Origin of the sequence: Streptomyces chisholmiae (assembly GCF_031845445.1) — a bacterium.
In the GTDB taxonomy this organism is placed as follows: domain Bacteria; phylum Actinomycetota; class Actinomycetes; order Streptomycetales; family Streptomycetaceae; genus Streptomyces; species Streptomyces chisholmiae.
In genome coordinates this window covers 206780-217819 of record NZ_JAVREO010000013.1, presented here as the reverse complement: position 1 = coordinate 217819, position 11040 = coordinate 206780, and the positions used below count along the sequence as shown (strand labels likewise).

Here is an 11040-nt window from a genome sequence, read left to right as displayed (position 1 = left end):
CCGCGTGCCGGTCCGGCACGCGACCGAGTCACCCGCGAGCACCTCCGTGCTCCGTGAACCCGATCGGAGAGCAATGAGCACCACCACCCCGCGGCAGGCATGGCACGGCGTCCATGTCGCCACCGCCCTGCCGTTCACCGACGACCGCGAGGTCGACCTGGCCGGCTACGCCGAGCACGTCCGCTTCCTGGCCGCGAACGGCTGCGACGGGGTCTGCCCCAACGGGTCGCTGGGCGAGTACCAGACGCTGACCGACGCCGAGCGGGCCGCCGTGGTGGAGACCGCGGTCGCCGCCGCCCCCGAGGGCTTCGGCGTGATGCCCGGGGTCGCCGCCTACGGCGCGCTGGAGGCCGCCCGCTGGACCGCGCAGGCCGCCGAGGCCGGCGCCAGCTCCGTGCTGCTGCTGCCGCCCAACGCCTACCGGGCCGAGCCGGCGGCCGTGGTCGAGCACTACCGGGAGGCCGCCGCCGTCGGGCTGCCGATCGTCGCCTACAACAACCCGATCGACACCAAGGTGGACCTCACCCCCGAGCTGCTGGCCCGGCTCTCCGGGGAGGGCCTGATCGTCGGGGTCAAGGAGTTCTCCGGCGACGTGCGCCGCGCCTACCAGATCCGCGAGCAGGCGCCCGACCTGGACCTGCTGATCGGCGCCGACGACGTGCTCCTGGAGCTGGGGCTGGCCGGCGCGGTCGGCTGGATCGCCGGCTACCCGAACGCCCTGCCGCTGGCCACCGTCGAGCTGTACCGGCTGGCCACCTCGGGCGACCCGGCCGACGTGGCCCGCGCGCTGCCGCTCTACCGGGAGCTGCACCCGCTGCTGCGCTGGGACTCCAAGGTCGAGTTCGTGCAGTCCATCAAGCTGTCGATGGACGTCGTCGGCCTCAAGGGTGGCGGCTGCCGCCCGCCGCGCACCCCGCTGGCGCCGGAGGTCGCGGCGCGGGTGGTCGCGGACACCGAGGCGGTGCTCGCCCTGGGGCACCGGTGAGAAGCGCCCGGGTGCTGCACGCGGTCGACTCCCACACCGAGGGGATGCCGACCCGCGTGGTGACCGGTGGCGTCGGGGTCATGCCCGGCGCCACCATGGCCGAGCGCCGCACCTGGTTCGTGGCACACGGCGACGAGCTGCGGCAGTTCCTGATGAACGAGCCGCGCGGGCACAGCGCGATGAGCGGCGCGATCCTCCAGCCGCCGACCCGGCCGGACGCCGACATGGGCGTGCTGTTCATCGAGGTCAGCGGCGTGCTGCCGATGTGCGGCCACGGCACCATCGGGGTCGCCACGGTGCTGGTGGAGACCGGCATGGTGCCGGTCGTCGAGCCGGTGACCACGGTCCGCCTGGACACGCCGGCCGGCCTGGTGGTGGCCGAGGTCGCCGTCGAGGACGGCGCCGCCCGCTCGGTCACCATCCGCAACGTGCCGTCGTTCGCGGTCGGTCTGGACCGGACGGTGCCGGTGCCGGGCCTCGGCGAGGTCCGCTACGACCTGGCCTTCGGCGGCAACTTCTACGCCGTGGTCCGGCTGGCCGACCTGGACATCCCGTTCGAACGGGCGTCCGGCGGACGGATGTTGGACGCGGCGCTCGCGATCATGGGCGCGATCAACGAGTCGGACGCGCCGACGCACCCGGAGCGGCCCGACATCGTGGGCTGTCACCATGTGTACCTGGAGGCACCGGGCTCCACCGCCCGGCACTCCCGGCACGCCATGGCCATCCACCCCGGCTGGTTCGACCGCTCTCCGTGCGGCACCGGCACCAGCGCCCGGATGGCCCAGCTCCACGCCCGCGGGGAACTGCCGTTGGACACCGACTTCGTCAACGAGTCGTTCATCGGTACCCACTTCACGGGCCGGTTGGTGGAACGGACGGAGGTCGCCGGGGTGCCGGCCGTGGTGCCCACGATCAGGGGCCGCGCCTGGATCACGGCGACGGCGCAGTACCTCCTCGACCCGGACGACCCGTTCCCTCGGGGGTTCGTGGTCTGAGGGACCCTGGTCGGCCGGGGCCCGCACAGCGCGGTGCGGGTCCCGGCGCCGCCGGGAAGGCCGCCGGGAGGTCTCCGGGACGGTCGCCGGGGAGTAGGAACACGTGATGGTTTCGGAGGGGAAGATGGAAACAGCGCCGATCGCGGGACTGGGGCCGCTGTCCAAGCGCGAGCGGTTGCGCGAGATGGTCGCCGACGCGCTGCGGGCCGCGGTGATCTCGGGGGAGATGCGGCCCGGCGCCGTGTACTCGGCACCGACGCTCAGCGCGATGTTCGGCATCTCCGCCACGCCGGTGCGCGAGGCGATGCTGGACCTGGTCCGCGAGGGCATGGTGGAGGCGCTGCCGAACAAGGGCTACCGGGTGCGGGTGGTGCCCGAGACGGAGCTGGACGAGGTGACCCACGTCCGGCTGCTGTTGGAGCCGCCGACCGTGCGGGACGTGGTGCCGCTGGTGCCGGCGGCGGACTTCCCCCGGCTGCGGGAGCTGGCCGAGGCCATCGTCTCCGCGGTGCGCGAACGCGACCTGGTCGGCTACATCCACGCCGACCGGGTCTTCCACCTGGCGCTGCTCGGCTACGCCGGCAACAGCCAACTGGTCACCATCGTCTCGGAGTTGCGCTCCCGCACCCGGCTGCTGGGGCTGACCCCGCTGCTGGAGTCGGGCCGGCTGGAGTCCTCAGCGCGCGAGCACCACGAGCTGCTGGACCTGGTGGAGCGGCGGGACGCGGACGGCGCCCGGGAGTTGATGGTGCGGCACATCGGCCATGTGCGCGGCAAGTGGGCCCGCGGCACCCCGGTGGACGGCGCCCCGGAGAGCGGTGCCTCGTGACCGCCGACCCGGCGGCGGCCGAGGGCGGCGCGCTGCGCTGTGACGTGGTGGTGGTGGGGGCCGGCGCGGTGGGCGCGGCCACCGCCTGCTTCGCGGCCAGGGCCGGGCTGCGGGTGGTGGTGCTGGACCGGGGCGCGCCGGGCGGCGGCACCTCCAGCGCCGGCGAGGGCAACGTGCTGGTCTCCGACAAGGACGTCGGCCCCGAGCTGGACCTGGCCCGGCACTCCCAGCGGGTGTGGCGCACCGAGCTGGCCGAGTACGGCCCCCGCTGGGAGTTCGAGGCCAAGGGTGGCGTGGTGGTGGCCGCCACCGAGGCCTCCCGTGCCGCGCTGCGCGAGCTGACGGCACGTCAACGAGACGCCGGGATCGAGGCGTTGGACGTGGACCCGGACGAACTGGCCGAGCTGGAGCCGCACCTGCGGCCCGGGCTGGCCGGTGGCGCCCACTATCCCGAGGACGCCCAGGTGCAACCGGTCCTGCTGGTCGCCCAACTACTGCGGCTGGCCCGCGAGTCGGGCGCGATGGTGCTGCCGCACGAGCCGGTCACCGGGCTGCTGCGGACCGGCGACCGGGTGACCGGGGTACGCACCCCGCGCCGCCGGGTGTCGGCCGCCGCGGTGGTCAACGCGGCCGGCACCTGGGCCGGCGAGGTCGCCGCGCTGGCCGGCGTCCGGCTGCCGGTGCTGCCCAGGCGCGGCTTCGTGCTGGTCACCGAGCCGCTGCCGCCGACCATCCGGCACAAGGTGTACGCCGCCGAGTACGTGGGCGACGTCGGCAGCTCGGACGCGGCGCTCCAGTCCTCCCCGGTGATCGAGGGCACCCCCGCGGGGACGGTGCTGATCGGCTCCACCCGGGAGCGGGTCGGCTTCGACCGGCGGCCGTCCCCGGCGGCCCTCGGCGCCCTGGCGCGGGGCGCGTTGGGCCTGTTCCCGGCGCTGGCCGGGGTCCGGGCGATCCGCGCGTACCACGGGTTCCGGCCGTACTGCCCGGACCACCTGCCGGTGATCGGGCCGGACCCGCGCGCCCCCGGGCTGTGGCACGCCTGCGGGCACGAGGGCGCCGGCATCGGCCTGTCCGTCGGCACCGGCCAGCTGCTCGCCCAGGCGCTGACCGGCACCCCGACCGCGCTCGGCCTGGCGCCGTTCGCACCGGAACGAGAGGGGCTCGCGGCATGAGCGGCGACGACCGGCAGACCGTAGGACCGGAGCGGCTGACCCTGTACTTCGAGGGCCGCCCGGTGCCGGCGCGGCCGGGCCAGACGGTGGGCGGCGCGCTGCACGCGGCCGGCGTCACCGCCTGGCGCGAGACCCGCGGCCGGGGCCGGCCGCGCGGCCTGTTCTGCGGCATCGGCATGTGCTTCGACTGCCTGATCACGGTGGACGGGCGGCCCGCCAGGCGGGCCTGCCTGGAGCCGGTGGCCGACGGGATGCGGCTGACCGCCGGCGCCCCGACCGAGATCGGTTCGGTGGAGACGGCCGGACCGCAGGAGACCGACCCGCGCGAGGAGCACCATGACCACCCCGCCTGACCGGCCCTTCGACCTCGCCGTGGTGGGCGCGGGCCCGGCGGGGCTGGCCGCCGCCGTGACCGCCGCGGCCGGTGGCGCTTCGGTGCTGCTGCTGGACGCCGGCGAGCGGCCCGGTGGCCAGTTCTGGCGGCACCCGGGCCCGGCGCCGGACGGCTCCGACGCCCCGGACGAGGCGGCCGGCCAGCACGACTGGGGCCGGTTCCTGGCGCTCCGCCGGGGCCTGCGGGCCCAGGTCGCCGCCGGCCGGCTGGACTACCGGCCCGGCCGACAGGTGTGGCTGGTCACCCGCGAGGAGCCCGGCTTCCGGATCGAGACCACCGCCACCCACGACGGGGTGGCGTCCACCCCCGGCGCGGCGCTGGCCCGGACGCTGGTGCTCTGCCCCGGCGGCGCCGACCGGCAACTCCCGGTGCCCGGCTGGACGTTGCCCGGAGTGCTGGCGGCCGGCGGCGCCCAGGCGCTGTGGAAGGGGCAGCGGGCGTTGGCCGGCCGGCGGGCGGTCGTCGCCGGCACCGGGCCGTTCCTGCTGCCGGTGGCGACCGGCCTGGCGGCGGCCGGCGCCCGGGTGGTCGGCGTGTGGGAGGCCGGCTCCCCGCTGTCCTGGACCCGGCACCTGCCGGCGGTGGCCCGGGTGCCCGGCAAGGCGGCGGAGGGCGCCGGGTACGTGGCCGCGCTGGCCAGGCACCGGATTCCGTACCTGACCCGCACGGTGGTCGCCGAGGTGCTGGGCGAGGACCGGGTGCGGGCGGTGCGGCGCGGCACCGTGGACGCGGCCGGGGTGCCGACCCCGGACGGCCCCGTGGTGGAGGTCGATCTGGTCGCGCTCGGCTGGGGCTTCACGCCGGCCCTCGAACTGCCGCTGCAACTCGGCGCGGCGACCCGCTTGGACGTGGACGGCTCGCTGGTCGTGGTGGTGGACGAGGAACAACGCACCGACGTGCCGGGGCTGTTCGTGGCCGGCGAGGCGACCGGCGTCGGGGGCGCCGCGCTGAGCGTGGCCGAGGGCACCCTGGCCGGGCTGGCCGCCGCCGGGCGGCCGGTCGCCGGCCGGGTCACCCGCCGGCTGCGGGCCCGGGTCGCGGCGCACCGCGCCTTCGCCCGGGCGATGCACCTGGCGCACCCGGTGCCCGCCGGCTGGAGCGGCTGGCTGCGCCAGGACACCGTGGTCTGCCGGTGCGAGGAGGTGGACCTGGCGACGGTGCGGGCCGCCACCGACGAGCTGGCGGCGGACGACGCGCGCACCGTGAAGATGCTGACCAGGGCCGGCATGGGCTGGTGCCAGGGCCGGATGTGCGGCTTCGCCACCGCCTGCCTGGCGGCCGAGGCCGCCGGCCGCCGGCCGCGCCCGGACGACCTCCGGGCCACCGCCACCCGCCCGCTCGCCGCCCCGGTCCCCCTGGCCGAACTGGCCGAACTGGCGAAGCCCGGCGAGCCGGGCGAGCCGGCGGCGTCGGACGGGCCGGACGGCCTGACCGAACGGGGCGAGCCGGCGGGGCCGGGGGAGTAGCGGGCCGGGCGGCGGCGTCGGACGGCCGGGCGAGCGGGCGGTGCTGGGGAAGCAGCGGGCCGGCGGCCTCGCGGGTGCCGAGCCGGGGAGAGCGGCGCCGGGCGCCGGGCCCGAGCCGCCGGCAGCGCCGGCCAGTCCCAGCGCCGGGGCGCCGCCGCCGGGCCCGGCCGGGGCCGGGGTGCCGGGGGCAGCGACCGGCGCGGCCCGCCGACCCCGAGCCCAACCACCCACCCCCGTCCGCGTGTTGGGCGCCCGGTTGACGCGCGTCCAGCAGCCGGGTGGCGGTTTGGTGGCCGATCGGAGTGACCGGTCGGAAAAGGATTACGGAGCCGCCGGCAGAGGTAGGCCGTTATTGTCATGTCCATGTCCGAAACAACAGCGAGGTTCCGGTGCGCTCCTTAAGAGCCCTACTCATCTCGGTCCTGACCGCCGCGCTCACGGTCCTGGTCCTCACCCCCACCGCGCAGGCCGCCGACGGCAAGTACGTCGCCCTGGGCGACTCCTACACCGTCGCGGTCGGCACGGAGACCTACGACGACCCGGACGACGCCTGCCGGCGCGGCCCGCTCACCTACCCCCGGCTGTGGGCCGACGCCCACCCCTCGGTGGACTTCGTGGAAGCGGCCTGCTCCGGGCACACCACCGCCGAACTGGTCGAGCACCAGCTCGGCGCCGTCACCCCGGACACCACCCTGGTCACCCTGCAGATCGGCGGCAACGACGTCGGGTTCGTCGACGTCCTCACCAACTGCATCCTCACCATCGACGACCAGGACTGCCTGAACGGGGCCGCCCTCGCCCAGCAGGCCGCCCGTGAGGTGCTCTCGCCCGCGCTCGCCCAGACCTACGCCGCGGTGCGCGCCGCCGCCCCCAACGCCCAGGTGATCGTGGTCGGTTACCCGCGCCTCTACACCATCGAGGGGAGCTGCGGCATCCTCGGCCTGAGCGACCGGGAGCGCACCGCGCTCAACGGGGCGGCCGACACGCTGGCCGAGATCATGGCGGCCCGCGCGGCCGAGGCGGGCTTCACCTTCCTCGACGCGCGGCCGGTCTTCGACCCGCACACCATCTGCTCCGACGGCCCCGTGTGGCTGACCAGCCTGGAGTGGAGCAACCTGCGCGAGTCGTACCACCCCAACGCGGCCGGCCACCGGGAGGGTTACCTCGCCGCGCTGACCGCCATCACCGGCTGATCCACCGACCGGCCGACGGCACCGGCGCCCACCCCCACGGGGTGGGCGCCTCGCCGCGCGCCGGTCAGTCGCGGGCCGGGGCCGCACCGGACAGCTCGTCGGCGACGTCCCCGGTCAGCAACTGCGAGGCGGCCAGCTCCCGGTAGAGGGAGTCCGCCGCCACCAGCTCGTCGTGGGTGCCCACCGCCCGGACCCGGCCCCGCTCCAGCACCACGATCCGGTCCGCGCCGGTGACCGTGGAGAGCCGGTGCGCGATCACGATCACCGTGCAGCCGCGGGCCACCGTCTCCACCACCTCCCGCAGCGCCTGCTCGTTCCGCGCGTCCAGCTGGGCCGTCGCCTCGTCCAGCAGCAGCACCTGCGGGCGGCGCAGCAGCGCCCTGGCGATGGCCAGCCGCTGCCGCTCGCCGCCGGAGAGCGCCACCCCGCGGGTGCCGACCTCGGTGGCCAGCCCGTCCGGCAGCCGCTCCACCAGGCCGTCCAGCCGGGTCGCCCGCAGCACCTCGGCCACCTCGGCGTCGCTCGCCGCCGGTGCCGCGTACCGCAGGTTGGCCTCCAGGGTGCCGGCCAGCACCGGGGAGTCCTGCTCCACATAGGCGATCCGGCGGCGCAACTCGGCGCGCCCCAGCGTCGCGATGTCCCGGCCGCCGATCAACACCGCGCCCGCGTCCGGCTCGTAGAACCGCTGCAACAGCGCGAAGGTGGTGGTCTTGCCCGCCCCGGAGAGTCCGACCAGCGCCGTCTGCCCGCCGGCCGGCGCCCGCCAGCTGACCCCGGCCAGGCTCGGGCCGCGCCCCGGGTAGCCGAACGACACCTCCCGCAGCTCCACCGACGGCGCCTCGGCCGGCGACTGCTCGGTCGGCACGTCCACGTCCTCCTCCACCGGCAGCCCGGCGACCTGCTCGATCCGGCCCACCGCGCCGAGCCCGGCCTGCAGCATCCCGAGCCCACCCACCAACGCGCCCAGCGGGCTGGCCAGATAGAAGACGTAGAGCAGGAACGCGATCAGCGACGGGGTGTCCAGCGAGCCGGCGGCCACCAGCGCGCCGCCCACCCCCAACACCGCCAGGAACGCGGCCTGCACGGCCACCCCGGTCAGCACCGCCGTCCAGGCGCCGTACCTGGCGCCGGCCAGCCCCGCCAGGTACGCCTCGTCCACGGCCGCCTCGGCGGTGGCCGTCTCCCGCGCCTCGGCGCCGTTCGCCTTCACCGTGCGGGCCGCGCCCAGCGCCCGGTCCAGCGCCGCGCCGACCGCCCCGACCGCGCCCTGGGCGCGCGCCACCGCCCGCCGGATGCGTGGCAGCACCACCCCCAACAGGGCGGCCACGAGGACCAGTACGCCCAGCGTCACGGCGAGCAGCCCGGCGTGCACCACCCCCATCAGCACCAGGGCGCCGGCCACGCTCAGCACTCCGCTGGCCACGTTGACCAGGCCCTCGGTCGCCGCGTTCCGCAGCAGGGTGGAGTCCGAGGTGACCCGGGCCACCAGGTCGCCGGGGGCGTGCCGGTCCAGCTCGCCGACCCGTAGCCGCAGCAGCCGGTGTACCAGGTCCCGGCGCACCTGCCGCACCACCCGCTCCGCGGTGCGCTGCTGCCACCAGGACTGGAGCCCGGTCAGCAGCGCGCCGGCCACCACCAGGCCGGCCAGGGCCAGCACTGGCCAGAGCACCCCGCCGTCCTCGGACAGCGAGGTCAAGACCGTGCGGGCGAGCAGGGGTTGGGCCAGCCCCGCGGCGCTGGCCAGCAGCACCAGCACGAGGCTGGCGAGCAGCACCCGGCGGTGTGGACGCGCGTAGCGCAGCAGGGTCAGCGAGGGGGAGCCGGGGGAGGGTGCCGGGCGCATGTGGGGTTCCCGTGGGGTGGGGGGACGGGGGGCGCGAAACGTGGGCGGTGGGTGGGAGTGGTGGTGTCGGTGGGTGGGAGTGGTGGTGTCGGTGGGTGGGAGTGGTGGTGTCGGTGGGTGGCGCGGGTGCCTTCCGGGTGCGTTCCGGGTGCGGCGGTGGGTGGTTCAGTGCGGGGTCGGCGTGGGTAGCCGGCCGGCGGCCACCCGGGTCAGCAGGTCGGCCGCCGCCCCGGCGCCGCCGGCCGCGCGCAGCGAACGGGCCGCCGCCCGCGCCGCCGCCCGGTGGCCGTTGGCCGGGTCGAGCACGGTGGCCAGGGCGGCGTCGAGGCCGGCGGCCGTCACCCGGCCGAACCGGACCCGGACGCCGGCCCCGGCGGCCACCACCTGGCCGGCGACGATCGGCTGGTCGTCCCGGATCGGCGCCACCACCAGCGGGACGCCGTGCCACAGCGACTCGCAGACGGTGTTGTGCCCGCCGTGGCAGACCACCGCCGACATCCGGGGCAGCAGGGCGAGTTGCGGCACCCGCGGGAGGACCAGCACGTGGCGCGGCGGCGTGGTGTCGGCCAGCGTGCCGGCCGGGTCGACCAGCACCCCGGCCAGCCGGTCGCCGGCCGCGCCGAGGGCCGCCAGCGCCTCCCGCAGGAAGCGGTCGCCGGCGTCCACGTTGGCCGTGCCCAGGCTGACCAGCACCAGCGGCCGGTCGGCCGGCAGCCGGTGCCAGGGGAAGTCGGACCGCTCCGGCCGGTCGGCGACGACCGGGCCGACCAGCTCGATCCCGGGGGCCGGCAGCGGCTGCCCGCCCAGCAGCTCCCGGCCGGTGAAGGCCACCGAGCCGTAGGGCGAGAAGCGTGGGTCGCCGGTGGCCGCCGGGTCGCCGATCTCCGCCCGCAGCCCGGCCAGCAGCTCCGCCAGCCAGGCCGCGACCTTCGGCATCCCGGCCAGCGGGTCGGCCAGTTCGGCCGAGGTGCTGACCGTGGTCACCCACGGCACCCCGGACGCCTCGGCGACCAGCGCGCCGGCCAGCGCGTGCTGGTCTGCGACCACCAGGTCCGGCTCGAAGGCGTGCAGCGCGGCCCGCACCCCGGGCGCCATCCGGCGGGCCAGCGGCAGGAACACGTCCCGCCACAGCAGCCGGAACGCGGCCGGCCCGGTCAGGTCCGGCGGTCGGGAGACCTCCGGCACCTGGCAGTCGTAGACCGCGCTGCCCTCGCCGGCCAGCGCCCGGATCTGCCCGGTGTGGCCGGCCCAGGCCACCTGGTGGCCCCGGCGGCGCAGCTCGGCGGCCACCCCGACCAGCGGGTTGATGTGCCCCACCAGCGGCGGGACCACCAGCAGGAAGCGGCTCACCTGCGCACCTCCGCCGGGCGGTGCGACAGCACCCAGTCCAGCACCAGGGCCCGGGTCTCCTCGGGCCGCTCCACCAGCACCGAGTGCCCCTGGTCCGGCAGCACCACGGTCCGGCAGTCGGGCAGTGCCGCGCGGAGCGTGGGGACCTGGGCGGCCAGCCCCGACTGGTCGCCGAAGACGGCCAGGACCGGGCAGCGGATCTCGGCCAGCCCGTCGTCGATGACCCGGCTCGCCGGCACGTCGTCGGCCAGCGTGGTGCTCGCCAGGATGCGGGCGGCGGACCGGGAGAGTCGCGCGGTGTGTGCCCCGTGGTGGGCGGCGATCCAGGCGATGGCCTCGTCGTGCACCAGCCGGGCCCGGGCGTCGGCGAGGCCGTCCGCCATGTGGTTGGCCCACTCGGCGACCGGCGGCTCGGACTCGATCATGGTGGCGGTGGCCACCCGCTCCGGGTGCCAGGCGGCCAGCGCGGTGGCCACCGTGCCGCCGAAGGAGTTGCCCACCACGTGGGCCGGGCGGTGCTCGCCGAGGGCGTCCAGCAGGCCCGCCAGGTCGCCCACGAAGTGCTCCAACCGGTAGCCGGAGCGCGGGCGTTCACTGCGGCCGTGGCCGCGCAGGTCGTACATCAGGACGTCCACCCCGGCCCGGGCGAACGCCGGGCCGAGGGTGAAGTAGTAGCTGGCCAGCGAGTCGGTCAGCAGGCCGTGCACGAAGACGACGAGCGGTGGTTCGCCGGCCGCGTCCGGCGCCCGGTGCGCCGCCAACCGCTGGACGTGGGTGGTGATCTCCCCGGTCGCGATCCTGGTCACC

Annotated in this window: 10 protein-coding genes; 7 read left to right on the top strand and 3 right to left on the bottom strand. The window is 76.6% G+C overall.

Going from position 1 to position 11040, the window contains the following annotated elements; translation table 11 throughout:
* The first annotated feature begins 73 nt into the window (after positions 1-73).
* The 7 genes from RM844_RS21975 (at position 74) to RM844_RS21945 (ending at position 7040) form a co-directional block, all read left to right on the top strand.
* Positions 74-985: a dihydrodipicolinate synthase family protein gene (locus tag RM844_RS21975; RefSeq protein WP_311669037.1), complete on the top strand. Its 912-nt coding sequence runs from the start codon at positions 74-76 to the stop codon at positions 983-985.
* Positions 982-1983, top strand: coding sequence for a proline racemase family protein (locus tag RM844_RS21970; protein WP_311669036.1), 1002 nt, complete (start codon positions 982-984; stop codon positions 1981-1983). The genes RM844_RS21975 and RM844_RS21970 overlap by 4 nt, the downstream gene beginning before the upstream one ends.
* Positions 1984-2107: 124 nt before the next feature.
* On the top strand, positions 2108-2812 hold the full coding sequence (locus tag RM844_RS21965) for a GntR family transcriptional regulator (protein ID WP_311669035.1): 705 nt from the start codon (positions 2108-2110) through the stop codon (positions 2810-2812).
* The gene (locus tag RM844_RS21960; protein ID WP_311669034.1) at positions 2809-3987 is read left to right on the top strand and encodes an NAD(P)/FAD-dependent oxidoreductase; all 1179 of its coding nucleotides are present in this window, start codon (positions 2809-2811) and stop codon (positions 3985-3987) included. The genes RM844_RS21965 and RM844_RS21960 overlap by 4 nt, the downstream gene beginning before the upstream one ends.
* Positions 3984-4340 carry a (2Fe-2S)-binding protein gene (locus tag RM844_RS21955; protein WP_311669033.1) on the top strand — a complete coding sequence of 119 codons (357 nt, stop codon included), beginning with the start codon at positions 3984-3986 and terminating at the stop codon, positions 4338-4340. The genes RM844_RS21960 and RM844_RS21955 overlap by 4 nt, the downstream gene beginning before the upstream one ends.
* Complete coding sequence (locus RM844_RS21950; RefSeq protein ID WP_311669032.1) at positions 4324-5847, top strand: FAD/NAD(P)-dependent oxidoreductase; 1524 nt, start codon at positions 4324-4326, stop codon at positions 5845-5847. Before RM844_RS21955 ends, RM844_RS21950 begins: the two co-directional genes overlap by 17 nt.
* A 389-nt stretch (positions 5848-6236) precedes the next feature.
* Positions 6237-7040, top strand: coding sequence for an SGNH/GDSL hydrolase family protein (locus RM844_RS21945; RefSeq protein WP_311669031.1), 804 nt, complete (start codon positions 6237-6239; stop codon positions 7038-7040).
* Positions 7041-7104: 64 nt separating this feature from the next.
* On the opposite strand, the gene RM844_RS21940 is transcribed toward RM844_RS21945, so the two are convergent.
* The 3 genes from RM844_RS21940 to RM844_RS21930 form a co-directional block, all read right to left on the bottom strand.
* A complete protein-coding gene (locus RM844_RS21940) occupies positions 7105-8883 on the bottom strand; it encodes an ABC transporter ATP-binding protein (protein ID WP_311669030.1) in 1779 nt (592 codons plus the stop codon).
* 165 nt (positions 8884-9048) lie between these two features.
* Positions 9049-10233, bottom strand: coding sequence for a glycosyltransferase (locus RM844_RS21935; protein ID WP_311669029.1), 1185 nt, complete (start codon positions 10231-10233; stop codon positions 9049-9051).
* Positions 10230-11039 carry an alpha/beta fold hydrolase gene (locus RM844_RS21930; protein ID WP_311669028.1) on the bottom strand — a complete coding sequence of 270 codons (810 nt, stop codon included), beginning with the start codon at positions 11037-11039 and terminating at the stop codon, positions 10230-10232. The genes RM844_RS21935 and RM844_RS21930 overlap by 4 nt, the downstream gene beginning before the upstream one ends.
* Position 11040 lies beyond the last annotated feature (1 nt).